23 protein-coding genes are annotated in these 23,847 nt (G+C 69.7%); 18 read left to right on the top strand and 5 right to left on the bottom strand.

Annotated elements, in window-relative coordinates:
• The first annotated feature begins 121 nt into the window (after positions 1–121).
• Positions 122–1,330 (top strand): cystathionine gamma-synthase, encoded by a 1,209-nt coding sequence (locus AC1RS9_RS13045; protein ID WP_062257859.1) that lies wholly within the window; start codon positions 122–124, stop codon positions 1,328–1,330.
• The gene (locus tag AC1RS9_RS13040) at positions 1,327–1,671 is read left to right on the top strand and encodes a hypothetical protein (protein WP_038569143.1); all 345 of its coding nucleotides are present in this window, start codon (positions 1,327–1,329) and stop codon (positions 1,669–1,671) included. Before AC1RS9_RS13045 ends, AC1RS9_RS13040 begins: the two co-directional genes overlap by 4 nt.
• Before the next feature lie 111 nt (positions 1,672–1,782).
• Here AC1RS9_RS13040 and greA read toward each other — a convergent pair whose 3' ends face one another.
• A complete protein-coding gene (greA, locus tag AC1RS9_RS13035) occupies positions 1,783–2,274 on the bottom strand; it encodes a transcription elongation factor GreA (protein WP_006944071.1) in 492 nt (163 codons plus the stop codon).
• Between the two features lie 208 nt (positions 2,275–2,482).
• Positions 2,483–2,872 carry a DUF4307 domain-containing protein gene (locus tag AC1RS9_RS13030; protein ID WP_006944133.1) on the bottom strand — a complete coding sequence of 130 codons (390 nt, stop codon included), beginning with the start codon at positions 2,870–2,872 and terminating at the stop codon, positions 2,483–2,485.
• Between the two features lie 80 nt (positions 2,873–2,952).
• On the opposite strand from AC1RS9_RS13030, the gene mca reads away from it, so the two are divergent.
• The 5 genes from mca (at position 2,953) to AC1RS9_RS13005 (ending at position 7,184) form a co-directional block, all read left to right on the top strand.
• Positions 2,953–3,894 (top strand): mycothiol conjugate amidase Mca, encoded by a 942-nt coding sequence (gene mca / locus AC1RS9_RS13025; RefSeq protein ID WP_051806090.1) that lies wholly within the window; start codon positions 2,953–2,955, stop codon positions 3,892–3,894.
• The gene (locus AC1RS9_RS13020) at positions 3,894–4,106 is read left to right on the top strand and encodes a hypothetical protein (protein WP_006944099.1); all 213 of its coding nucleotides are present in this window, start codon (positions 3,894–3,896) and stop codon (positions 4,104–4,106) included. Before mca ends, AC1RS9_RS13020 begins: the two co-directional genes overlap by 1 nt.
• Before the next feature lie 77 nt (positions 4,107–4,183).
• Entirely contained in the window at positions 4,184–4,948 is a 765-nt protein-coding gene (locus AC1RS9_RS13015; protein ID WP_006944141.1) for an isoprenyl transferase, read from the top strand.
• Between the two features lie 162 nt (positions 4,949–5,110).
• On the top strand, positions 5,111–6,523 hold the full coding sequence (gene phoH2 / locus AC1RS9_RS13010; protein ID WP_006944060.1) for an RNA 5'-3' helicase PhoH2: 1,413 nt from the start codon (positions 5,111–5,113) through the stop codon (positions 6,521–6,523).
• A 244-nt stretch (positions 6,524–6,767) separates the two neighbouring features.
• Positions 6,768–7,184, top strand: a complete 417-nt coding sequence (locus AC1RS9_RS13005; protein ID WP_115297327.1) for a hypothetical protein — start codon at positions 6,768–6,770, stop codon at positions 7,182–7,184.
• 150 nt (positions 7,185–7,334) lie between these two features.
• Here the strand turns inward: AC1RS9_RS13005 and coaA are convergent, their stop codons facing one another.
• Complete coding sequence (gene coaA / locus AC1RS9_RS13000; protein ID WP_131941505.1) at positions 7,335–8,297, bottom strand: type I pantothenate kinase; 963 nt, start codon at positions 8,295–8,297, stop codon at positions 7,335–7,337.
• 89 nt (positions 8,298–8,386) lie between these two features.
• On the opposite strand from coaA, the gene glmS reads away from it, so the two are divergent.
• The 9 genes from glmS (at position 8,387) to AC1RS9_RS12955 (ending at position 19,051) form a co-directional block, all read left to right on the top strand.
• Complete coding sequence (glmS, locus tag AC1RS9_RS12995) at positions 8,387–10,240, top strand: glutamine--fructose-6-phosphate transaminase (isomerizing) (protein ID WP_038569134.1); 1,854 nt, start codon at positions 8,387–8,389, stop codon at positions 10,238–10,240.
• A 158-nt stretch (positions 10,241–10,398) separates the two neighbouring features.
• The gene (locus tag AC1RS9_RS12990) at positions 10,399–10,749 is read left to right on the top strand and encodes a holo-ACP synthase (protein WP_038569133.1); all 351 of its coding nucleotides are present in this window, start codon (positions 10,399–10,401) and stop codon (positions 10,747–10,749) included.
• A gap of 2 nt (positions 10,750–10,751) precedes the next feature.
• Complete coding sequence (locus AC1RS9_RS12985; RefSeq protein ID WP_492921786.1) at positions 10,752–12,458, top strand: bifunctional ADP-dependent NAD(P)H-hydrate dehydratase/NAD(P)H-hydrate epimerase; 1,707 nt, start codon at positions 10,752–10,754, stop codon at positions 12,456–12,458.
• Between the two features lie 291 nt (positions 12,459–12,749).
• Entirely contained in the window at positions 12,750–13,952 is a 1,203-nt protein-coding gene (gene alr / locus AC1RS9_RS12980) for an alanine racemase (protein ID WP_062257879.1), read from the top strand.
• The gene (gene tsaE / locus AC1RS9_RS12975) at positions 13,949–14,437 is read left to right on the top strand and encodes a tRNA (adenosine(37)-N6)-threonylcarbamoyltransferase complex ATPase subunit type 1 TsaE (RefSeq protein WP_492921784.1); all 489 of its coding nucleotides are present in this window, start codon (positions 13,949–13,951) and stop codon (positions 14,435–14,437) included. The genes alr and tsaE overlap by 4 nt, the downstream gene beginning before the upstream one ends.
• Positions 14,438–14,692: 255 nt before the next feature.
• Positions 14,693–15,433 (top strand): tRNA (adenosine(37)-N6)-threonylcarbamoyltransferase complex dimerization subunit type 1 TsaB, encoded by a 741-nt coding sequence (gene tsaB, locus AC1RS9_RS12970; RefSeq protein ID WP_492921782.1) that lies wholly within the window; start codon positions 14,693–14,695, stop codon positions 15,431–15,433.
• Between the two features lie 50 nt (positions 15,434–15,483).
• Positions 15,484–16,155, top strand: a complete 672-nt coding sequence (rimI, locus tag AC1RS9_RS12965; protein WP_144694873.1) for a ribosomal protein S18-alanine N-acetyltransferase — start codon at positions 15,484–15,486, stop codon at positions 16,153–16,155.
• A complete protein-coding gene (gene tsaD / locus AC1RS9_RS12960) occupies positions 16,152–17,210 on the top strand; it encodes a tRNA (adenosine(37)-N6)-threonylcarbamoyltransferase complex transferase subunit TsaD (protein WP_144708360.1) in 1,059 nt (352 codons plus the stop codon). Before rimI ends, tsaD begins: the two co-directional genes overlap by 4 nt.
• Entirely contained in the window at positions 17,207–19,051 is a 1,845-nt protein-coding gene (locus tag AC1RS9_RS12955) for a glycoside hydrolase family 3 protein (RefSeq protein ID WP_115297324.1), read from the top strand. Before tsaD ends, AC1RS9_RS12955 begins: the two co-directional genes overlap by 4 nt.
• Before the next feature lie 128 nt (positions 19,052–19,179).
• Here the strand turns inward: AC1RS9_RS12955 and AC1RS9_RS12950 are convergent, their stop codons facing one another.
• Together AC1RS9_RS12950 and AC1RS9_RS12945 are read right to left on the bottom strand one after the other, a co-directional pair.
• Entirely contained in the window at positions 19,180–19,950 is a 771-nt protein-coding gene (locus AC1RS9_RS12950) for a hypothetical protein (protein WP_115297323.1), read from the bottom strand.
• A 315-nt stretch (positions 19,951–20,265) separates the two neighbouring features.
• Entirely contained in the window at positions 20,266–21,525 is a 1,260-nt protein-coding gene (locus tag AC1RS9_RS12945) for a class I SAM-dependent methyltransferase (RefSeq protein WP_492921779.1), read from the bottom strand.
• A 291-nt stretch (positions 21,526–21,816) separates the two neighbouring features.
• On the opposite strand from AC1RS9_RS12945, the gene groES reads away from it, so the two are divergent.
• A complete protein-coding gene (gene groES / locus AC1RS9_RS12940; RefSeq protein ID WP_006944132.1) occupies positions 21,817–22,110 on the top strand; it encodes a co-chaperone GroES in 294 nt (97 codons plus the stop codon).
• Between the two features lie 145 nt (positions 22,111–22,255).
• On the top strand, positions 22,256–23,847 hold a 1,592-nt coding region (groL, locus tag AC1RS9_RS12935; RefSeq protein ID WP_492921777.1), incomplete at its 3' end, for a chaperonin GroEL.

The raw sequence follows: 23,847 nt of genomic DNA, 5'->3' as shown, positions 1-23,847 counted from the left end.
TCACCCCGTGTCGACGAGGTGGGGCCATCGTCGTGTCCCCATTCGCCGTGTGCAGTGCGGCCTCGGTGCCGGATTCACACGACTTTCGGGGTTGCCGGTGCGCAGCACTAGGCTTGTCGGCATGACGCACGACAACGAGAACGCAGACCTCTCCGACCTCTCGACCCTCGGTTTCACGACCCGCGCGATCCACGCGGGGCAGGAGCCCGACCCGCGCACGGGCGCGGTCGTTCCGGCCATCTACCAGACCTCGACCTACAAGCAGGACGGCGTCGGCGGTCTGCGTGAGGGCTACGAGTACAGCCGCTCGGCCAATCCGACGCGCACGGCGCTCGAGGAGTGCATCGCCGCTCTCGAGGGCGGCGCCAAGGGTTTCGCGTTCGCCTCCGGTCTCGCGGGCTCGGACACCGTCATCCGCTCGATCCTGCGCCCGGGTGAGCACATGGTCATCCCCACCGACGCCTACGGCGGCACCTACCGCCTCGTCGACAAGGTGACGAAGAGCTGGGGCGTCGAGTACTCGACGGCACCCATCGCCGACGTCGACGCCGTGCGCGCCGCCGTCACCGACAAGACCAAGCTGATCTGGGTGGAGACTCCGACCAACCCCAAGCTCGGCATCGCCGACATCACGGCGCTCGCGGCCGTCGCGCACGAGGCGGGCGCACTGCTCGTCGTCGACAACACGTTCGCCTCGAGCTACCTGCAGCAGCCGATCGCGCTCGGCGCCGACATCGTCGTGCACTCGACGACGAAGTACTCGGGCGGCCACTCCGACGTCGTCGGGGGAGCGGTCGTCGTCGCGAAGAACATCGGCGTGCCCGAGTTCGAAGACGCCGCGGAGCGCATCGGCTTCCACCAGAACGCGATCGGCGCCATCTCCGGTCCGTTCGACAGCTGGCTGACGCTGCGCGGTCTCAAGACGCTGTCGGTGCGCATGGAGCGTCACTGCGACAACGCCGAGAAGATCGTCGAGTTCCTGGCGAGCCGTGACGACGTCACGAAGATCTACTACCCGGGCCTCGCCTCGCACCCGGGCCACGACGTCGCCGTCAAGCAGATGAAACGTTTCGGCGGCATGGTGAGCTTCGAGGTGGCCGGCGGCATGGAGCGCGCGCTCGAGGTCTGCAATGCCACGAAGATCTTCACCCTCGGCGAGAGCCTCGGCGGCGTGGAGTCGCTCATCGAGCACCCGGCGAAGATGACGCACGCCTCCGTCGCCGGCACGGACCTCGAGGTACCGGCCGCCCTCATCCGTCTCTCCGTGGGCATCGAGGAGGCCGACGACCTCGTCGCCGACCTGCGAAACGCACTCGACTCCACGCGATGACGGGTGTCGTCGTGCGCCTCGTCCTCGCGGGCGTGGCGCTCGTCGCGGCGCTGTACCTGCTGCGTCGCGCCCGGGCGGCGCGCGCCGCGTGGGCGCGCGACGAGGCCGGCATCACGCGGGCGGAGCGGTGGTGGGCCGACACGCAGGGCGGCCCGTTCGACCAGGACCGCCCCGAGCCTCCGGCCGACGTCGTCGCCCACCTCGGGGCGCGGGGCCCGCGCACCGATCTGCGTCGGCCACGGCCGGCCCAGGCCGAATGGGTCTGGGGCTGGCTGCTGCTCGGCGTCAGCGCGCTGCTGGCCATCTCCGTCGCGGCGCAGGTGACGACTGGCACCGTCTGAGGCGGACCAGCCGGCCGCGCACACCGGAGCCGGCGCACGCGTCGCGTCGGATGCACGAAGAGGGCAACCCCACCACGGGGCTGCCCTCTTCGTGTCGTGCCGAACGATGCGTCAGCCGGCGTACGGCTTCGCGTCGACGATCTTGACCTCGATCGTCTTGCCGTTCGGGGCGTCGTAGGAGGTCTCCTCGCCGACCTTCTTGCCCATGATCGCCTCACCGAGCGGCGACTGCTCGGAGTAGACGTCGATGTCGGCGTCCCCGGCGATCTCACGGCTGCCGAGCAGGAACGTCTCGGTGTCACCGAACATCTCGACGGTGACGACCATGCCGGAGTCGACGATGCCGTTGTCCTTCGGTGCCTCCCCGACGACGGCGTCGCGCAGCAGCGACTCGAGCTGGCGGATGCGGGCCTCCATCTTGCCCTGCTCCTCCTTGGCGGCGTGGTAGCCACCGTTCTCCTTGAGGTCGCCCTCCTCGCGCGCGGCTTCGATGCGCTTCGCGATGTCGGAACGGCCCTCTCCCTTGAGGTGCTCGAGTTCCGCCGAGAGACGGTCGTATGCGTCCTGCGTCAGGAAGCTGGAGGAGGTGGTGGTCTCGCTCACGGTCTTCTCCTTGCTGTGCTTTCGGGTCTCGCACGGTCTCCCGCACGAAAGAACAAGGCCAAGACGCTGCGGTGTCCGCCGGCGGCGGTGCGCGTCTCAGCCCAGGTGAAACCACCATTCTAGCGCCATGGCGCGAGAACGCACGTCGTCGACGGCTCTTGCGCGCGTCGTCAGCGGGAGAGTGTGCCGCGGCATCGACGCCGCGACGTCACTCGGCCTGAGCCTTCTCGCCCGTGTAGTGACACTCCTTGACGGTGCCCGAGACGGCGCGCGACGTGGTGCGCACGACGTCGGTGTACGTCGTCGAGTCGTAGGGGCTCGGCTTGAGCGAGACCGACTTCGAACCGAGGACGTCGCGGCGGTCATTGAGCGCGATGAGCGTGCAGGTCACCGGCTTGTCCTTGTCGCTGGGGATGACGTCCCAGCTCACCTGGATGCGATCGTCGGAGAGCACCTTGAAGCCGTGTTGGTTCGCGGTGACCGTGTTCGACGTCCACTGGATGCCGAACCAGATGCAGAACGCCGTCATGAGGACCACGCCGAGCGTGCCGATGATCCACCACTTGCGTTGTTCGGCCCGTGGGCGTTCGAGGGGCACTCGCTCTCCTTTGTCACAATGGGTGCTTCGCGGGTTCGCCTGCGGAGCAGTTCAACAGGTCTCACGATACGAGGTGTCAGGTGGCAGGCGGATTCCGGCTCATGGCGGTGCACGCGCACCCCGACGACGAATCGAGCAAGGGCGCAGCGACGATGGCGCGCTACCTCGCCGAGGGGGACGACGTCACCGTCGTCACCTGCACCGGCGGCGAACGTGGTGACGTGCTCAACCCGCGCCTCGTCGACGACCCGCAGGTCAAGAGTGACCTCGTCGCGCTGCGTCGCGCGGAGATGGCGAAGGCGCGCGAGGTCGTCGGCTTCGAGCACGTCTGGCTGGGCTTCGTCGATTCGGGTCTGCCCGAGGGGGACCCGCTGCCGCCGCTGCCCGACGGATGCTTCGCGCTGGAGCCGCTCGACATCACCGTCGAGGCGCTCGTGCGGGTCATCCGCGAGCGCCGCCCCCACGTCGTCACGACGTACGACGAGAACGGCGGTTACCCGCACCCGGACCACATCATGACGCACGTCGTGACGATCGCCGCCGTCCGCGCGGCGGGCGATCCGGACGCCTACCCGCACGCCGGTGCGCCGTGGCAGCCGCTCAAGGTCTACTACGACCGCACCTTCACCCGCGCGAAGCTGAGCGCCTACCACGAGGCCCTCGTGAAGGACGGGCGCGATTCGCCGTACCCCGAATGGCTGGAGCGCCGCAGCGACCGGCCCGAGGGGCGCGTCACGACGCGGGTGCGCTGCGACGAGTGGTTCGACGTGCGCTCGCGCGCGTTGCTCGCCCACGCGACGCAGATCGACCCCGACGGCATGTTCTTCGCGCTCGACGCGCGCGAGCAGGGCGAGGCGTGGCCGACAGAGGAATGGGACCTCGCACTGAGCGCGGTGCCGCTCACCCCGGACGAGGACGACCTGTTCGCCGGGCTCGGATCACCCGAGCAGGCGGATGCACTCGCGACGAGCGGCGCTGTCACAATGGTGATCGACGACGTCGTCGAACGGAAGGAACACTGATGGGCGGCAACGAATCCGTCGAGGTCACCGCAGGCATCTGGGGTTTCCTCGTGCTCTTCGGCCTGGCGCTCGCGTGCTGGTTCCTGTTCCGTTCGATGAACACGCACCTGCGCAAGATGACGTTCACCGAGCGCGAGCAGAGCGTCGGCGCACGCGAGGCAGACTCCGCGCCGCGCGGGGACGACGACCCGATCGGCAGCGCACAGCACTGATCGTCGCGGCGCCGGGGCAGGCCACCTGCTCCGGCGTTGCTATCGTCAACCCAGCGCCACACCACGAGGAGGCAGCCATGCGCGGACCGGGCGACGTGCTGTACACCGCCTACGAGCGCCAACTCGTCAAGGGCCTGCCTCCTGAGCGTCTCCCGCGTCACGTCGGCCTCATGCTCGACGGAAACCGTCGCTGGGCGAAGAAGAGGGGCGCGAACACCGCGCACGGTCACAAGGCGGGCGCCGACAACATCGAACCGTTGCTCACGTGGTGCGAGGAGCTCGGCATCGAGGTCGTGACGCTGTGGTTGCTGTCGACCGACAACCTCAAGCGCAGCGAGACCGAGCTCGCGCCACTGCTCGCCATCATCGAGGACGTCGTCGACGAACTCTCCGCAGCCGGCAACCGCCGGTTCAACCTCGTCGGCGCCCTCGGGCTGCTGCCGGAGGCGACGCGCACCCGGCTGGAGAACGCCGTCAGCGCGACGCAGGACGGCGACGGAATGGTCGTCAACATCGCCGTCGGGTACGGCGGGCGTCAGGAGATCGTCGACGCTTTCCGCGCCATCCTGCTCGACGCGGCCGAGCGCGGTGAGGACATGACGCAGCTCGCGCAGCGTCTGACGATCGACAGCGTCGGCGACTACCTCTACACGAAGGGCCAGCCCGACCCGGATCTCGTCATCCGCACCTCGGGGGAGCAGCGCCTCGGCGGCTTCCTGCTGTGGCAGTCGGCGCACAGCGAGTTCTACTTCTGCGAAGCGTTCTGGCCCGACTTCCGTCGCGTCGACTTCCTGCGCGCGCTGCGCGCCTACGCCGAACGCGAGCGTCGTTTCGGGTCGTGACGCGTCGCTGCGGCGGCCATTCACGTGAAGTTCATGCAGGCTTCTCAGGCTGTCCGCCGACCTGCGGTGGCGCCGCCGTTAGCGTCGAGGACGAGGGGTGCACGACGGCTCCTCGCGGGCGCCCGGCCGGCGCGTTCGCACCCGTGACCCGAGGAATCGACGATGACCCTGGCGGACACCCTCACGACGGAGGGCGCCGCGGGCGCGCTCACCTCGACCACCCAGCTCGAATCGGGCCTCAGGCCCGGAACCGATGACGGCGCGACGACGAACGCCGCCGTCGCCCAGCGCGTCAAGACGTACGTGCTCGACACGTCCGTGCTGTTGTCCGACCCGCGCGCGTTCACCCGGTTCGCCGAGCACCACGTCGTGCTCCCAGTCGTCGTCGTCACCGAGCTCGAGGCCAAGCGTCATCACCCCGAGCTCGGCTACTATGCGCGTGAGTGCCTGCGCCTGCTCGACGACCTGCGCGTGCGTCACGGCCGCCTCGACCACCCCGTCCCGATCGGTGATGGCGGCACGCTGCGCGTCGAACTCAACCACACCGACCCCGCCGCCCTGCCCGCGGGTTTCCGACTCGGTGACAACGACTCGCGCATCCTCGCGGTCGCCGCCAACTTCGCGGCCGAGGGCAACGACGTGACGGTGGTGAGCAAGGACCTGCCGATGCGCATCAAGGCGTCCGCAACCGGGCTGTCGGCCGATGAGTACCGCGCCGACGGGGTGCCCGACTCGGGGTGGACGGGCATCGTCGAACGCAGCGTCGACGCGAGTGAGATCGACACCCTGTACGCGACGGGGCGCGTCACGCTCGACGGCCTCGAGGATCTGCCCGTCAACACCGGCGTCATCCTGAGCGCCGACGGCGAGGCGTCCGGTTCGGCGCTCGGGCGCGTCATGCCGGGAAACGTGGTGAAGATCGTGCGCGGCGACCGCGACCTGTTCGGGTTGTACGGCCGCTCCGCCGAGCAGCGCATCGCCATCGACCTGTTGAGCGACCTCGACGTCGGCATCGTCAGCCTCGGCGGGAAGGCCGGCACCGGCAAGAGCGCGCTCGCGCTGTGCGCGGGCCTCGAGGCGGTCATGGAGCGTCGCGCGCACCGCAAGGTGATCGTCTTCCGCCCGCTGTACGCCGTCGGCGGCCAGGAGCTCGGATACTTGCCGGGCAGTGAGAACGACAAGATGGGCCCGTGGGCTCAGGCGGTGTTCGACACGCTCGGCGCCGTCGTGAGCAAGGAGGTCGTCGACGAGATCATCGCGCGCGACCTGCTCGAGGTGCTGCCACTGACGCACATCCGTGGGCGTTCGCTGCACGACGCGTTCGTCATCGTCGACGAGGCGCAGTCGTTGGAGCGCAACGTGCTGCTGACGGTGCTGTCGCGCATGGGCCAGAACTCGCGCGTCGTGCTGACGCATGACGTCGCGCAGCGCGACAACCTGCGGGTGGGGCGCCATGACGGCATCGCCGCGGTCGTCGAGAAGCTTAAGGGGCACGCACTGTTCGGGCACGTGACGTTGACGCGGTCGGAACGCAGCCCCATCGCGGCGCTCGTGACGTCGGTGCTCGCGAACTGACGGCCGGCGCGTGGGCTGATCGTCGCGCCGGTGCACGCGGCCTGACGACGGCTCGTCCCGCTGATCGTGTCGCCGACGCGTGGGGCCTGACGGGGTCTGGCCGCGTGCACGCTGCGTCCGATGTGAGCCGGTGGCGGCGGTGTCGGTGTGGCGCGCGCGCAGTGGGCTCGTGACTGGGTAGCGTGTGCTTCGACGATCCGCCGCGGGGAGGTGGCGGGTCACCGATCGTGAGGAAGGCTCGACCGTGCGTCTCGTCCAGAACAAGCTCTTCGGGATCGCGTACTGGGTTGTCGCGTTCGTCGCGACGGTCTTCGCCGCGGTCAGTGCCGGGAAGGCGTCGTCGGGTGCGGCGCCGGAGTTCGGGGAGAGCAAGCGCACGGGCGTCGGCTCGCAGTTCCTGTTCGGCGCGGGGGGTGGCTTGCTCGCGGGTCTCGCGGTGGCGGCGCTGTTCGCCGTCGTCTGGATGGCGTTGTGGGCGGCGGATCGCCGTCGTCACCCGGATGAGGAGTCGCGCGACGACTTCGACACTCTCGACGATCTGGATGACGACTTCGACGCGGCCGAGCGCCGCCACGGGGCCTTCGACCAGGACGACGAGGTCTTCGAGCGCGACGACGTCCGCGACCGTTTCGATTCCGACGAGCGCGCCCGCACCCACTGACCCGTCAGGGGTGCAGGACCGCCTTGCTCGCAGACCATCAGCTTGACGGCCGCATCGGTACGCGCCGGTGCAGGTGCGCGAGTTGCTCTGACGTCCCGCTCGCCGACCGCTCATTGCGCAGGCAACCTTGCGTGATGGCGACGAGGGCCATCACAGCTTCCGCAGTTTGACGCTGTCGACGGCGTGGTTGCTGCTCTTGCGCAGGATGGCGGTGGCGCGGCCGCGGGTGGGTTGGACGTTGTCGATGAGGTTGGGCAGGTTGATGCTCTCCCAGATGCGGGTGGCGAGGGTGACGGCTTCGTCGTCGTCGAGTCGGGCGTAGCGGTGGAAGTAGGAGTCGGGGTCGGCGAACGCAGTTTCGCGTAGGCGCAGGAACCGGTTGATGTACCACTCGCGGATGTCGGTTTCGCGGGCGTCGACGTAGACGCTGAAGTCGAAGAAGTCGCTGACGGTGAGCGTCGAGCGGGTGGGTTGCCCGGGCGTCGAGACGGGCGGTTGCAGGACGTTGAGGCCTTCGACGATGAGGATGTCGGGTTGGCGCACGACGATCTTCTCGTCCGGCACGATGTCGTAGACGAGGTGGCTGTAGACGGGCGCTTCGACTTCCGCCTTGCCGCCCTTGACCTCGGCGACGAAGCGGACGAGGGCGCGTCGGTCGTAGCTCTCGGGGAAGCCTTTGCGGTCCATGATGCCGCGGCGTTCGAGTTCGGCGTTGGGGTAGAGGAAGCCGTCGGTGGTGATGAGTTCGACGCGGGGCGTGTTGGGCCAGCGCGCGAGCAGTTCTTGCAGGACGCGGGCGGTCGTCGACTTGCCGACGGCGACGGAGCCGGCGACGCCGATGATGAAGGGCGTCTTGGCGGGGCGTTCCTGGAGGAAGTCCGTCGTCGTGCGGTGCAGGTTCTGCGTCGCGGCGGCGTAGAAGTTGAGCAGGCGCGAAAGGGGAAGGTAGACGTCCTCGACCTCGGCGAGGTCGATGCGTTCGCCGAGCCCCGCGAGGCGGCGCACGTCGTCGCTCGTCAGGTCGATGGGGTGGGTGTCGCGCAGGCGGGCCCAGTCGGCTCGGGTGAGTTCGACGTAGGGGCTCGGCAGCGGCGGGTGGTGGGCGCGGGTCACGGTGTCATTGTGCCAAGTCCGTGCGGGGACGGGTTCGTGAACGTTCGGGGATTCGTGGGCGGCGCGCGCGTGCCGGTAGTCTGAATCGCATGTGTGGAATCGTTGGATACGTCGGCTCGAAGGTCGACGAGCGCGCTGAGGCCGTCGTGATGGAGGGCCTCGCCCGCCTCGAGTACCGCGGCTACGACTCGGCCGGCATCGCCCTGGTGACGGGCGATCACGTCTCGACGGCGAAGAAGGCCGGCAAGCTGGCCAACCTGCGCGCCGAGCTGGAGAACCACCCGCTTCCCGCGAGTGCGACCGGCATCGGTCACACGCGCTGGGCGACGCACGGTGGCCCGACGGACGCGAACGCCCACCCGCACCGTGGCGGCACGGACGGCAAGCTGGCGCTCATCCACAACGGCATCATCGAGAACTTCCACCCGCTGCGCGCGCAGCTGCTCGAGGACGGCGTCGAGTTCGCGTCCGAGACGGACACCGAGGTCGTCGCGCACCTTCTCGCGAAGGCGTACGCGGGCGATCTGAAGGCCGCGATGCTCGAGGTCGTCAACCGTCTCGAGGGCGCGTTCACGCTCCTCGCCGTGCACGCCGACAGCCCGAACCAGGTCGTCGCGGCGCGCCGCAACTCGCCGCTCGTCATCGGGCTCGGTGAGGGCGAGAACTTCCTCGGCTCCGACGTCGCCGCCTTCATCGGGTACACCAAGGAGGCAATGGAGGTCGACCAGGACCAGGTCGTCGTCATCACCCCCGAGGCCGTCGAGGTGTGCAACTTCGACGGTTCCGCGGCGCAGGGCAAGACGTTCCACGTCGACTGGGACGCGGCGTCCGCCGAGAAGGGCGGCTACGACACGTTCATGGAGAAGGAGATCTTCGACCAGCCGGACGCGGTGCGCGACACGCTGCTCGGCCGTACGGACGAGGCGGGGCGCCTGACGCTCGACGAGATCCGCATCTCCGAAGAGGACCTCAAGGCCATCGACCGCATCACGATCGTCGCGTGTGGCACGGCCGCGTACGCGGGCATGGTCGCCAAGTACGCGATCGAGCACTGGACGCGCATCCCGGTCGAGGTGTCGCTCGCGCACGAGTTCCGCTACTGCGACCCGATCGTCTCCGAGCGCACGCTGGTCGTGTCGATCTCGCAGTCGGGCGAGACGATGGACACGCTCATGGCCGTCAAGCACGCCAAGGAGCTCGGCGCCCGCACGCTGTCGATCTGCAACACGCACGGCGCGACGATTCCGCGCGAGTCCGACGCCGTGCTCTACACGCACGCCGGCCCGGAGATCGCGGTCGCCTCGACGAAGGCGTTCCTCGCGCAGATCACGGCCTGCTACATCCTCGGCCTCTACCTCGCGCAGCTGCGCGGCGGCACGTACGCCGACGACGCGGCCAAGGTCATGGGTGAGCTGCAGGAGATGCCGGCCAAGATCGAGGAGGTGCTCGGCCACCTCGAGCGCACCCGCGAGATCGCCCGCTTCATGGCCGACACCCGCTCGGTGCTGTTCCTCGGCCGCAACGTCGGCTACCCGATCGCGATGGAGGGTGCGCTCAAGCTCAAGGAGCTCGCCTACATCCACGCCGAGGGCTTCGCCGCCGGTGAGCTCAAGCACGGCCCGATCGCGCTGATCGACGCCGGGCAGCCGGTGTTCATCGTGGTGCCCGGACCCGACACGCCGCACGGTCTGCACGGCAAGGTCGTCTCCAACATCCAGGAGATCCGTGCGCGCGGCGCACGTACGCTCGTCATCGCGGAGGAGGGCGACGAAGCCGTCGTGCCGTTCGCGGACGAGGTCATCCGCATCCCGAAGTCGGCTCCGCTGCTCGCACCGCTGCTCGCCATCGTGCCGCTGCAGGTGTTCTCCCTCGAACTGTCGACGGCCAAGGGCCTCGACGTCGACCAGCCGCGCAACCTGGCCAAGAGCGTCACCGTGGAGTGACGCGCGCCGACGCCGACGGGGCGCTCCCACCACCATGTGGGGGCGCCCCGTCGTATGCCGGCGACCTGCGTCGCGAGGCCCGGTCGCCCCGTTCGTCAACGACGGCGCCGTGTTGCTCGGGGGCTCGGTCTCGAGGCGACAAGTGATTGACTGAACTCATGATCGTGGGAGTGGGCATCGACGTCGTCGAGATCGACCGGTTCGCCGAGACACTGGAAAGCTCGCCCGGAATGCGTGAGCGCTTGTTCACACCGCTGGAGCGTGATCTGCACGTGCGCTCGCTCGCGGCCCGGTTCGCGGCGAAGGAGGCGTTGAGCAAGGCGCTCGGCGCGCCGCCCGGGATGAGCTGGCAGGACGCGGAGGTCGACACCAACGCGCAGGGGCAACCGTTCCTGCGCACGGGCGGGACGGTCGCCTCCCGCATGGACGACCTCGGTGTCGACGCTCTGCACCTCTCGCTGACTCACGACGGTGGCATCGCGTCGGCCGTCGTCATCGCGGAGGCATGACGATGAGTTGCACTACGGGTCACGGCAGCTGGGGCGACGGTGGCTTCGCGTCGGCCGTCGGGCGAGGAGGCATGACGATGGAGAACGACATCGAGTACGTCGGGCGGCTCGACGGTGACGACCTGCTGCGGACGGCGTCGGTGACGTGGGTTCGTGAGGCGGAGAAGGCGAGCGGCGAGCTGCTGACGAGCGGCACGCTCATGCAGCGCGCTGCCGCTGCGGTGGCGCGCGTCGTCGCCGATGAGGTGCGCAGGCTGCGCGCTGACCGCGTCGTCGTGCTCGTCGGGCCTGGGAACAACGGCGGTGACGCGCTGTTCGCTGCCCGTGACCTCGCGCGCGACTTCGGAGTGCGTGCCGACGTCGTGCTCGTCGCCGGCAGAGCGCACGAGGAGGGTCTCGCCGCGGTGCGCGACGCGGGTCTCGACGTCATCGAGCACCCGCAGGGGCCGCACAGCGAGTGCGGTGGCGAACACTGCGACGGGCCACGCTCGCTGCAGACCATCACGGCCGCGGACCTCGTCGTCGACGGCATTCTGGGCATCGGCGCGCGCGCCTCGCGGGGCTCGAGCGGCTCGCATGGCGAGGACGACTCGGACGCGGCGCCGTGGGCATCTGCCGTACGGGCGATCGGGCGCGAGACGCACGTCGTCGCCGTCGACTGCCCGACACCTGGCATCACGGCTGACCGCACGGTGACGTTCGGAGCACTCAAGACGTCGATGCTGCTCGACCCACGCGCGGCGGGTGAGGTGGGAGTCGTCGACATCGGGCTCGCCGAGCTCGACGGTCTGAGCACCGATGCGCTGCGATGGAGCGTGCAGCAGTATGCGGGGCGCTGGCCGATTCCTGGACCGCACGACCACAAGTACACGCGCGGCGTCGTCGGCATGGCGACGGGCAGCAACGCGTTTCCCGGTGCGGCGGTACTCGGGACGGTGGCGGCCGCGACGGCCGGCGCCGGCATGGTGCGGTACGTGGGGCCGTCACGTCCGTCCGACCTCGTGCTCGCCGCCGTCCCCGAGGCCGTCCACGGCATGGGCCGGGTGCAGGCCTGGGTCGTTGGTTCCGGCATCGATGGCGTGAGCGAGCGCGAGAAGAACTCCGAACGCTACGAGAGCGCGATAGAGGTGCTCGGCGAGGCCGTTCCCGTCGTCATCGACGCCGGCGCGCTGACGTGGCTCGACGAGATCGAGCGGCCCGAGGGCAGCGTCACCGTCATCACGCCGCATGCGGGGGAACTCGCGTCAGCGCTGGCGTTGCTCGGCATCACCGACGACGGTGACGACGTGACGCGTGAGGCCGTCGAAGCCGACCCCGTGCGGTGGGCTCGTCGCATGGCCGACGGGACGGGATACGTCGTGCTGCTCAAGGGCGGCGCGACCGTCATCGCGCGTCCGGCGCAACGATCAGCCGATGGCATCGCGTACGACCGGGCTGTCTTCGTCGAGAACCGCTCGCCGAACTGGCTCGCGACGGCCGGGACGGGCGACGTCCTCGCGGGCATCGTCGGGGTGGCGCTCGCAGCGGGGATCGAGGCGTCGGCAGCATGCAGCGTCGCGACGTACATCCACGGGCGGGCGGCGCACCTGGCGAACCCCGGCGGCCCGGTGCGGGCGCTCGACGTCGCCTCGAACGTCGGACGCGCCATCGCCGAGCTCGTCGAGATCAAGACGAGATTCGACGACGACCTGCACGCCGGCCGCCTCTGACGTCCGTGCACCACCGCGTCCGCCCTGCGAACGGCGTCCGCCTCTGCAAGTTTCGTCCACATCCGCGATTCCTGTGCCCATTGGCGAACGGCGTCCCCCTTCGCGATTCCCGTCCCCATCGGCGATTCTTGTCCACATTCATGTGGTGACGGCGGCTGCAGGCGCACCTCGAACCTGGCATGGCAACGTCTGTTCAATGTGGACGAAAATCGCCGATTTGGACGGGAATCGCCGTTGGGGCGGGATCGGGGTGCTGAGTGCGGGCGGGGTGGGTGAGAAAATGGGCGCATCATGACTCACTCAGCCGCCCCAGCACTGCTCGGCAACGCGCCGGCGCGCGTCGTCGTCGATCTCGATGCCATCGCCGACAACGCCAACGAGATGACGCGTCGCGCCGAGGGCGCCTCCGTTCTCGGTGTCGTCAAGGGCGACGCGTACGGTCACGGTCTCGTGCCGAGCGCCCGCGCCGCCGTCAACGGGGGCGCGACGTGGCTCGGTGTCGCGCAGTTGGCTGAGGCGATGACGCTTCGTCGCGCGGCCGCCGAGGGCGCCGGCGACCTCGATGTTCCGGTGCTGTCGTGGCTGCACGCTCCCGGCTCACCGTTCGCCGATGCCATCGAGGCGCGCATCGATCTCGGGGCGCCGTCCGTCGGCGAACTCGACGGGATCGCTGCCGCGGCGCGCCGCGTCGGGCGTCGGGCGCGCGTGCACCTCAAGGTCGACACGGGCCTCGCCCGCAACGGCGCCTATGGGGACGACTGGCCGCGCCTCGTCGAGGCTGCGAAGGCTGCTCAGGCAACGGGTGACGTCGAGGTCGTCGGATTGATGACGCACTTCGTGCGCGCGGACGAACCCGGCCACCCCGAGAACACCGCCCAGATCGAACGGTTCACCTCCGCCGCAACCGACTGTGAAAGTGCCGGGTTCGAACTCGAGGTGCGGCACATGTCGAACTCGCCGGCGACGTTCTTCCTGCCAGAGGCGCGCTTCGACCTCGTCCGCCCCGGGCTCGCGCTCTACGGGCTCTCGCCCGCACCCGACCTCGCGACGAGCGAGGAGCTGACGCTGCGCCCCGCGATGTCGATCACCGCGAACGTCACGGTGACGAAGCGCGTACCGGCCGGGCAGGGCGTGAGTTACGGCCACACGTACACGACGCCGCGTGAGACGACGCTCGCCGACATCCCCGTCGGGTACGCAGACGGCGTGCCGCGCGCCGCGTCGAACGTCGGCCCGCTCCTGGTGGCGGGCGCGCGCACCACCATTGCCGGCCGCGTCTGCATGGACCAGATCGTCACCGACGCCGGGGACGCCGCCGTCGCGGCCGGCGATGAGGTCGTGCTGTTCGGACGCGCGTCCGACGGCACCCAGGGCCCGAGCGCCCAGGACTGGGCTGACGCCGCCGGCACGATCAGCTACGAGATCGTCACGCGCATGAGCACGCGGCTGCCGCGCGTCTATACGGGAAGCCTGGCGAAGGAGCTCGGACTGTGAATGACCTGGTGATTCGCGGCAGCAAGTACCTGCCCGACGCCGACGCGACGACCGCGTTCGGTGCGGCGCTCGCGGGTGTGCTGCGCGCGGGGGACGTCGTCGTCATGACGGGCGATCTCGGAGCAGGCAAGACGACGATGACGCGCGGCCTCGGTGCGGCACTGAACGTGCGGGGTGATGTCACGAGCCCGACGTTCGTCATCGCGCGTGAGCACCCGTCGCTGGGTGACGGGCCGGCCCTCGTCCACGTCGACGCCTACCGACTCGGCGGGTTCGGTGAACTCGACGACCTCGACCTCGACACGTCCGTCGACGACGCCGTCACCGTCGTCGAATGGGGCGCCGGGATGGCCGAGGGGCTGTCCGAGGACCGGATGCACCTCACGTTGACCGGGCTCGACGACCGCACCGTCACCGTCGAGACGGCCGGGCCGCGCTGGGCGGACATCGACCTCGTCGCGGCTCTGGGGCTCGTCGCCGACTGAGCATCGCAGCCAGCACCTGCATCGCTGCACGAGAAATGTGCATCTGCACGAGGAATGTCACGCACATTCGTCCTGCAGATGCACATTTCTCGTGCAGCGGTCGTGACCGTGCTGCAGTCGCAGCCGCAGCCTCGGGCAACGTGTGCGTTCCGCGTCGGCCGGTACCTCGCCCGGAGCTGCTCGACGTGAGCCCTCCGCGCCCAGCCGGCCGGCAGCTTCGTCAGGCGAGTTGCGTCCCGCCGATAAGCTGGACGGGTGCTTCTCGCGATCGATACGTCCACCTCCGCCGTCACGGCAGCCCTTCACGACGGGCGTGACGTCGTCGCCCGCACCTCGACGATCGACGCGCGGCGTCACACCGAGATCCTGGCACCCGCGATCGAGGCGATGTTCGCGGAAACCGACGTGGCGCCCGCAGGCCTGTCACGCGTCGCCGTCGGTGTGGGGCCGGGGCCGTTCACCGGGTTGCGCGTCGGCATCATGACGGCGATGACGTTCGCGTACGCCCTCGACCTGCCCATCGGTGGCGTGTGCTCCCTCGACGCCCTCGCGCATCGTGCGCACACGCTCGGGATGCGCGGTCCGCTGCTCGTCGCGACGGACGCGCGCCGCAAGGAGATCTACTGGGCGCATTACGACCTCGACGGTGGGCCGATCGTCCCGGGCGACCCGGCCGTCGACAAGGCCGCCGCGGTCGCCGAACAGCTCGGTGACATTCCCGCCGTCGGTCGCGGTGCGAGGCTCTACGCCCACGTTCTCCATGACGCGACGCGGGCAGCCGCGGCCAGCGCTGTCGACACGTCCGGCGACGCGGCCCTGACGGGAGCAGGCGAGGCTGAGGTGCTGCTCGACGTCGACGCTGCCGACCTCGCGATCGTCGCGCACCAGCGCGTCATGGCGGGGGAGCGCCTGCTCGACACCGAACCTCTCTACCTGCGCCGCCCTGACGCCGTGCCCGCTGCTGCGGCACCCATCGCGCGCGTTCTCGGTCGATGAACAGCGTTGCACCGCAGGGTTTGTCGGCCATTCCTTCGAGCGATTCGTCAGTGGTCAGCCCCGTGGACCACACCGCGTCACCAGAGCCCGCTGCGCAGCCTGCCGCGGCGACGGCGAGTGCTGACGTCGCCCTGCGCCCCGCCACCTGGCGCGACATCGAGACCCTCGCGGCCCTCGATGCGCAGCTCTTCGAGCACGACGCGTGGCGCGAACGCACGTGGTGGGACGAGTTCGCCGCACGCCCGCGCCGTCAGTACGTCGTCGCAGTGGGCGCTGCTGTGCCGCAGCAGCGCGTCGTGGCTGACGGCACGGCGCACGCCCCAGAGGCCTCGCCGGACGACGCCGATGACCGCGAGCCAAGCGCACCGTCGATGCCGCGAAACGACGGCGCACCTCACGTCTCGGCGAATGGTCACCCAGAACACATCCTCGGCTACGCCGGGCTCGACGTGGCCGGCAGCACTGCCGACGTCATGACGATCGCCGTCACCCCCGAGGCGCGCGGCACAGGGCTGGGGCGTCGGCTGCTCGATCACCTCGTCACAGCCGCCACGCACGCGGGCGCCGAAGCCCTGCTGCTCGAGGTGCGCGCCGACAACGACCCTGCGCTGCGTCTCTACGAACGCGCCGGGTTCGATCGCCTCACCGTGCGCCGCCGCTACTACCAACCCGGTGACGTCGACGCCGTCATCATGCGCAAGCTCCTGAAGGAGACCCGATGAGCCTCACCGCCACCCGCGAACCCCTCGTCCTCGGCATCGAGAGTTCGTGCGACGAGACAGGCATCGGCCTCGTGCGTGGCACGACGCTGCTCGCCAACGAGGTCGCGAGTTCGATGGATCTGCACGCCCGCTTCGGTGGCGTCGTGCCCGAGATCGCGAGCCGCGCGCACCTCGAGGCGCTGATCCCGTCGCTGCGTCGCGCCTGCGACACGGCGGGCGTCAAGCTCACCGACGTCGACGCGATCGCCGTCACCGTCGGCCCAGGTCTCGCCGGTGCGCTCATGGTCGGTGTCGCGGCAGCGAAGGCCCTGTCGATCGCCCTCGACAAGCCGCTCTACGGCGTCAACCACCTCGCGGCGCACGTCGCCGTCGACATGCTCGAGCACGGCCCGCTGCCGGAACCGACGATGGGGCTGCTCGTCTCCGGCGGCCACACGAACCTGCTCTACGTGCCCGACATCGCGACGGACGTGCGCAGCCTCGGCAACACGATCGACGACGCGTGCGGCGAGGCGTTCGACAAGGTGGCGCGCGTACTCGGCCTGCCCTACCCGGGCGGCCCGGCGATCGACGAGGCGGCCAAGGACGGCGACCCGAAGGCCATCCCGTTCCCGCGTGGGTTGTCGACGAAGAAGGACCTCGAGAAGCACCGGTACGACTTCTCGTTCAGCGGCCTCAAGACGTCCGTCACCCGCTGGGTCGCGACGAAACAGACTGCCGGGGAAGAGGTTCCGGTTGCCGACGTCGCCGCGTCCTTCCAGGAGGCCGTCGTCGACGTCATCACGAAGAAGGCCGTCATGGCTTGCCGCGACTACAAGTGCGACAACCTCATGGTCGGCGGCGGCGTCTCGGCCAACTCGCGGCTGCGCACGGTGCTCGAGCAGCGTTGCACGTCGGCGGGCATCTCGATCCGCGTGCCGAAACTGAGCCTGTGCACCGACAACGGCGCGATGGTCGCGACGCTCGGCGCGCACCTCGTCGCGAAGGGCATCGCACCGTCGACGCTCGCCGTGCCCGCCGACTCCTCCATGCCGATCGGACAGGTGATGGGATGACCCCGCGCACCCCCGCAACCACCCCTGTTACCGGCACGCCTGACGTCGCCCCCGCGGGCGTCGCCTTCGCCGCCGACCAGGCCCGACTCGCGCCCCGCCGACGCCGCGTCCGCCTGACGGTCGTCGCCGCCGCAACGTTGTCGATGACGCTCGCCTCGTGCAGTTCGTCGGACGACGGCAAGCCCGCGTCATCGTCCGGATCGTCGGCATCGTCGAAGGCGTCCGGTTCGGCCGGCGCATCGGCGCCGGCTGACGGAAATCGCGCCCAGGCCGACACGGGCCTGCCGACACAGGCAGAGCTCGACGCCGCTACGGGTGACGTCTCGAAGCTGACGACGAAGCAGCTCGCCGGGCAGGTCATCGTCGGGTACTACCAGGGCACGAGCCCGCAGGCGGCCGCCGATGCAGTGCGTCGCAATGGCCTCGGCGGGGTCATCATCATGGGCGACAACGTTCCGAGCAACCCCACGGCCGAGTCAGCGGGCTTGCCGGCCGTCACGAAAGCGGTGCAGGGCGCCGTCAAGGAGAGCGGACGCTCGTGGCCGGCCGTCATCGGCATCGATCAGGAGGGCGGTCCGGTCACCCGCATCACCTCCGGCGTCACCCCGCTGCCGGGTGCGATGGCCTACGGCGCCGCCGACGATGCGGCGCTCGCGACGCAGCTCGCCAAGGACGAAGGCCGGGAGCTGCGTTCGCTCGGCGTGACGATGAACTTCGCGCCCGACGCGGACGTCACTGTCGGCCCGAGCGACCCGACGATCGGCGTGCGCTCGCCGAGCAGCGACCCGCAGCGCGTCGCGCGAGCTGTCAACGCGCAGGTCGCCGGTTACCAGCAGGCCGGCATCGTGCCCGTCATCAAACACTTTCCGGGCCACGGCTCGGTGACGACGGACACGCATGTCGACTACGCCGTCCAGGCTCAGTCGGTCGAGCAGCTCATGAAGCGCGACTGGGTGCCGTTCGCCTCGGCGAGCAAGGCCGGCGTGCCGGCCATCATGACGGCGCACATCGTCGTCAAGGACGTCGACCCCATCGTGCCGAGCACACTCTCGCCGAAGGTGCTCACGGGCCAGTTGCGCGACAAGCTCGGGTTCAAGGGGCTCATCGTCACCGACGGCATGAACATGGGCGCGATCGTCAAGAAGTTCGATCGCGGCGGCGCTGCAGCGGTGTCGGCGCTCGAGGCCGGAGCCGATGTCGTGCTCATGCCCGCCGACGCGAGTGCGTCGGTGAGCGCGATCGAGAAGGCCGTCGCCTCAGGAGAACTGACGCGCCAGCGGCTCATCGAATCCGCAGCGCGCATCGTCGCGACGACGCGGCACCAGCACGTCAGTGCGCCCGACGCGTCGGTGCGCGGTTCCCATGACGACGACGCGCGCCGTCTCGCGAAGGCGTCGATCACCCAGCTCGGCGGGCGCTGCGGGCGTGACCTCGTCGGGAGCCGTGTGCGGGTCGAAGGGGGGACGGCGGAACATCGAGCGACGCTGACGAAGGAGCTGAAGGCCCGCGGCGTCGACGTCGGACTGCAGGGCACGCGGGTGAACCTGCTCGAAGGGGGCGTGTACAACGCCGGCGAATCGTCCGCCGGCGGGGGAGCGGAGGCGACGTCGCCCGGCACGTCAGGAGCGATCAAGGCCGGAAACAGCGGCGTGCAGATCGCCCTCGACACGCCCTACCCGCTCGCTCTGCGCGGCTCCGACACCGTCGGACTCGCGGCCTACGGTTCGACGCAGCCGACGTTCGCGGCGCTCGCGGACGTCCTGACCGGCAAGGCCAAGGCCGGCGGGACGCTGCCCGTCGCCGTCGGCAAGGACGGGGTGGGCTCTTCAGCCTGTCGATGAGCGTGCCGCCTTCCGGCGGACCGTCATGCCCCGTGCGTGCGCCCCACTGAGGGATCGAGCGAAATGGGTGAGTTCGAGCGCTGTGGCGCTCGCATTCGCCCATTTCGCTCGAGCTCGCTGACACGGCGTCAGCGAAACAGCCAAGCATGCACGAGCGAACCTAGCACCCAGCTGATGCCGACGAACGCAGCGAAGCCGGCGAAGCCTGAACGTCGCTGATCGGGCGCAGGGGCCGTGGAACGGCCGAACCACCCCTCGCGCATCAGGTACCACACGAGGCCGACGCCCATGGGGCAGCTGAAGATCCAGAACCAGCTCCAACGGGTGCCGAAACGGGGCTGGCGGGCGTACAGCGATCCCAGCGCGATCAGCGCGCTGAGCAGCATGACGACCCCGTAGGTCTCGACGGTGCCCGAGCCGTCGGCGTAGCTGATCGTGCCCAGCGGCGTGAGCGCGCGGACCGTCGTGACGCGCGTCGACGCAGCCTGGGTCGCGAGCGATCGGTAGAGGGCGGCCGACGGACTGGACGCGGGGTCGGGCCAGCCGTCCCCGGCGGTGCGCCAGCCGGTGACGCTGAAGTCGCGCGTCACGTGCAGCCCCGAGCTGTCGCTCCAGGCGATCTGCTGCTCCTGCGTCGACGAGAGCGTGCCCGCGCCGTCGCCACCGTTCTCGCGCGGAGTCGTGAAGCGCGAATCCTGCCATTCCTGGGAGAGGGGGTCGGCGAGGCCCGGCGTGAAGTGACCGCTCGGGCCGTCGTCGGAGGGGCGCTGCACGACGAGCCAGTGCACGTCGTCGTGCCGCTGCAGGGCGCTGGCCGCGTCGGCCACACTGCCGGAACGCATCGGCGAGGCGAGGATGCTGACGGCCCACACTGCCCAGAGGATGAGAGCGATGCTCATCAGCCAGGTAGCCGTGCCGCTGCGCCCGGGCGCGGACGGTCGTCGGCCTGTGGTTTCGGCAGGAGCAGGTGGCACAGGCGTCGAGTCTTCGGAGAGGGCGCCCGCCTCGGACGTTTGCATGTTCGTCAGTATCGACGGCTCGAGTGCGTCCGAGCTGGGGCGTGGATCTCGGTCAGGTCACGGTTCGCACGCCCCATCCTCGAGATCGAGCGATACGGGAGAGTCCGAGCGCTGGGGGGGCTCGAATTCGCCCACATCGCTCGATCTCACGGATGCGTCATGGGGCGGGGCGTCAGGGAAGCGGGGCGGCGAGCGTCACAGCGGTTCGACGACGAGTGCCAGGCGCTCGCCGTCGAGCGTCACGAGCACGACCGTCAGGGCGTTCGAGCCCTTGAGCTTGAGCGAGCGGCGCAGCGCGTCGGCGTCGACGTCCACGTCGCGTTTCTTGATCGTGAGGCGTCCGACGGCGCGTTCGCGCAGGTAGGCGCGCAGCGTCTTCTCGTGCAGCGGCACGGAGTCGAGCACGCGGTAGGCGCGCCCCAGCAGCCCGATGTCGACGAGCGCATCGGCCGCGACGTAGCCGTGTCCGGGCGTGAACTCGTGGCCGCCCGTGGCGTCGAGCAGCGCCCCGACGAGGCCGCTGCGCGTCAACGCCTTGTCGGCCTCGTAGAAGTACGGTCCGAGTGACGCGCGGCTTGCGGGCGCGGCGTCGATGCCGTCGAAGTCGGCCTCGATGACGTGCAGGACGTCGGGCGGGACGCGATCGCCGGACGACCTCGAGCCGCCCGGTCGGGGACGCATGATCGTCGCAGTTCTGCCGACGTCACGGACGGCGGCGCCCCACCACACGCTCGCCTCCACGACGTCGCCGGCGTAGGAGACGAACTCGACCTCGCAACCGCTCGGCACGTCGTGATGGGCCAGGCTCGGCGAGAGCTTGGCGCCTGCCGCGGGGGCGGCAGCCGCGACGTGCTGGATCAGCTCCCAGGTCGGCGTCAGCGCCGCGAGGGAGAACGTGCGCTTCGTGCGCCCGCGGATGTCGGCGACGCCGGGCGTGCGGCGTGCCGGGTCGAACCACCAGGCGGCCCCGGCTTGGTCGAGCGAAGCCGCGACATCCTCGACCCGCCCCGTGACGACGCGACTGCCGGGAAACGACGCAAGGTTCTGGGCGGCCAGAGCCGCGGTTTCCGGATCCGCTTCGACGCCGATGACGTCGAGCCCGGCCTGTGCGAATCCGACGGCGTCGGAACCGATTCCGCAGCCACCGTCGATGACGAGGCTCGCCCCGGCGTCGAGGAACCGCTGCGCGTGCAGACGGGCGATGGGTGCGCGCGTGGCCTGTTCGAGGCCGTCGGGGGTGAAGAACATCGACGCCGCCGCATCACCGAACTTGTCGACGGCCCTGGCCCGCAGCCGGGACTGGGTGAGCGCAGCGGCGACGAGTTCGGGGGAGTGCCCTGCGGCGCGCAGCCGCGTCGTCAGCATGACGACGTTCTTCTCCTCGTAGGGCGGGAGCGAGGCGAGCAGCGCGCGTCCGTCGTCGGTGAACAACTCGTGCACGACGCTCGCATCCATGGCCGCCATTGTGTCATCGGGGGCCCTCGGAGCAGCCCCCGATGCGCTGTGGGCGAACATCGGAAACGAGTTGGCACTCGGCTTGACCGAGTGCCAACGGCGTTACTAGATTCGGTTCCAGCACTCACCCCTGGGTAGTGCCAGTGAGCTCATCCCTCGACCCCCGCGACGGCGAGGCGATGTCGGCCCACATGCATGCCACACCGCCACCGGTGGGTGGTGTGGCCAGGGAACGAAAGCATCCGTCCCGCCCGAGAAGATCGGGCGGTCTGCGAAAGGGAAGGTCCTACCGTGTCGGTCAACATCAAGCCGCTCGAAGACCGCATCGTCGTCAAGGCCGTCGAGGCCGAGCAGACCACGGCCTCCGGCCTCGTCATCCCGGACACCGCCAAGGAGAAGCCGCAGGAGGGCGAGGTCATCGCCGTCGGCCCCGGTCGCATCGACGACCACGGCAACCGCGTTCCGGTCGACGTCGCCGTCGGCGACAAGGTCATCTACTCGAAGTACGGCGGCACCGAGGTCAAGTTCGCCGGTACCGAGTACCTCATCCTCTCCGCTCGCGACGTGCTCGCGGTCGTCTCCTGACGATCCGTCGAGCCAGCAGGTGACGACGAGCCCGGCTCAGGTCTGACGGCCGGGCCGGGCTCGTCCTTTCCTCTCACTCGCACCCCACACTCTTCCGCTGCGCGCGTCACGCGCCGCGCGGCGCCTTCGAACGAAAGGTTGAACCATGGCCAAGACGCTTGAATTCAACGACGACGCCCGCAAGTCCCTCGAGCGCGGTGTCGACGCGCTCGCCAACGCCGTCAAGGTGACGCTCGGCCCCAAGGGCCGCAACGTCGTCATCGACAAGGCGTGGGGCGCCCCCACGATCACGAACGACGGTGTGACGATCGCCCGCGAGGTCGAGCTCGAGGACCCGTACGAGAACCTCGGCGCGCAGCTCGCCAAGGAGGTCGCCACCAAGACGAACGACGTCGCCGGTGACGGTACGACGACCGCGACGGTTCTCGCCCAGGCGCTCGTCAAGGAGGGCCTGCGCAACGTCGCTGCGGGCGCTGCTCCGTCCGGCCTGAAGCGCGGCATCGACAAGGCCGTCACGGCCATCAACGACCAGCTGCTCGCCAACGCGCGCCCCGTCGACGGTCAGGACGACTACGCCAAGGTCGCCTCGCTGTCCGCTCAGGACGCGACGATCGGTGGCCTCATCGGTGAGGCGTTCGCGAAGGTCGGCAAGGACGGCGTCATCACCGTCGAGGAGTCCTCGACCGCCGAGACGAAGCTCGAGTACACCGAGGGCATGCAGTTCGACAAGGGCTACCTCTCGCCGTACTTCGTCACCGACCCCGAGCGCATGGAGGCCGTCCTCGAGGACGCCTACATCCTCATCAACCAGGGCAAGATCTCGGCCATCGCCGACCTGCTGCCCGTCCTCGAGAAGGTCGTGCAGTCCGGCAAGCCGCTGCTCATCATCGCCGAGGACATCGAGGGCGAGGCCCTCTCCACCCTCGTCGTCAACAAGATCCGCGGCACGTTCAACGTCGTCGCCGTCAAGGCCCCCGGCTTCGGCGACCGCCGCAAGGCGATGCTGCAGGACATCGCGATCCTCACCGGTGGCCAGGTCATCGCCGAGGAGGTCGGGCTCAAGCTCGAGAACGCCGACCTCGACTCGCTCGGCCAGGCACGCCGCATCCAGGTGACGAAGGACAACACGACGATCATCGACGGCGCCGGCGCCGCTGATGACGTCGCGGGCCGCGTCAAGGAGCTCAAGTCCGAGATCGAGCGCACCGACTCCGACTGGGACCGCGAGAAGCTCCAGGAGCGCCTCGCCAAGCTCGCCGGCGGCGTCTGCGTCATCGCCGTCGGTGCGCACACCGAGGTCGAGATGAAGGAGAAGAAGCACCGCATCGAGGACGCCATCGCGGCCACGCGTGCGGCCATCGAAGAGGGCATCGTCGCGGGTGGTGGTTCGGCCGTCATCCACGCGTCGTCTGCTCTCGACTCCCTCTCGCTCGAGGGTGACGAGGCGACGGGTGCCACGCTCGTCGGCAAGGCCATCGCGGAGCCGCTGCGCTGGATCGCCGAGAACGCTGGCCTCGAGGGCTACGTCGCCGTCTCCAAGGTGCGCGAACTGCCCGTCGGCCAGGGCCTCGACGCCGCGACCGGCGAGTACATCGACCTCGTCGACGCCGGCATCATCGACCCCGTCAAGGTGACCCGCTCCGCGCTCACCAACGCCGCCTCCATCGCCTCGATGGTGCTCACGACCGACACCCTCGTCGTCGAGAAGAAGGAAGAGGAAGAGGCCCCCGCCGCCGG

The organism is Dermacoccus sp. MPR-E5, from assembly GCF_058809565.1.
The sequence above is the reverse complement of the archived record's forward strand: the minus strand, read 5'-3'. Positions and strand labels throughout refer to the sequence as shown.

Excerpts from the sequence above, each read along its gene's own strand:
- AC1RS9_RS13045 (WP_062257859.1), top strand. The coding sequence starts at position 122 with ATGACGCACGACAACGAGAACGCAGACCTCTCCGACCTCTCGACCCTC.
- AC1RS9_RS13040 (WP_038569143.1), top strand. The coding sequence starts at position 1,327 with ATGACGGGTGTCGTCGTGCGCCTCGTCCTCGCGGGCGTGGCGCTCGTC.
- AC1RS9_RS13020 (WP_006944099.1), top strand. The coding sequence starts at position 3,894 with ATGGGCGGCAACGAATCCGTCGAGGTCACCGCAGGCATCTGGGGTTTC.
- AC1RS9_RS13015 (WP_006944141.1), top strand. The coding sequence starts at position 4,184 with ATGCGCGGACCGGGCGACGTGCTGTACACCGCCTACGAGCGCCAACTC.
- phoH2 (WP_006944060.1), top strand. The coding sequence starts at position 5,111 with ATGACCCTGGCGGACACCCTCACGACGGAGGGCGCCGCGGGCGCGCTC.
- glmS (WP_038569134.1), top strand. The coding sequence starts at position 8,387 with ATGTGTGGAATCGTTGGATACGTCGGCTCGAAGGTCGACGAGCGCGCT.
- AC1RS9_RS12990 (WP_038569133.1), top strand. The coding sequence starts at position 10,399 with ATGATCGTGGGAGTGGGCATCGACGTCGTCGAGATCGACCGGTTCGCC.
- AC1RS9_RS12985 (WP_492921786.1), top strand. The coding sequence starts at position 10,752 with ATGAGTTGCACTACGGGTCACGGCAGCTGGGGCGACGGTGGCTTCGCG.
- alr (WP_062257879.1), top strand. The coding sequence starts at position 12,750 with ATGACTCACTCAGCCGCCCCAGCACTGCTCGGCAACGCGCCGGCGCGC.
- tsaD (WP_144708360.1), top strand. The coding sequence starts at position 16,152 with ATGAGCCTCACCGCCACCCGCGAACCCCTCGTCCTCGGCATCGAGAGT.
- AC1RS9_RS12955 (WP_115297324.1), top strand. The coding sequence starts at position 17,207 with ATGACCCCGCGCACCCCCGCAACCACCCCTGTTACCGGCACGCCTGAC.
- AC1RS9_RS12950 (WP_115297323.1), bottom strand. The coding sequence starts at position 19,950 with ATGAGCATCGCTCTCATCCTCTGGGCAGTGTGGGCCGTCAGCATCCTC.
- AC1RS9_RS12945 (WP_492921779.1), bottom strand. The coding sequence starts at position 21,525 with ATGGATGCGAGCGTCGTGCACGAGTTGTTCACCGACGACGGACGCGCG.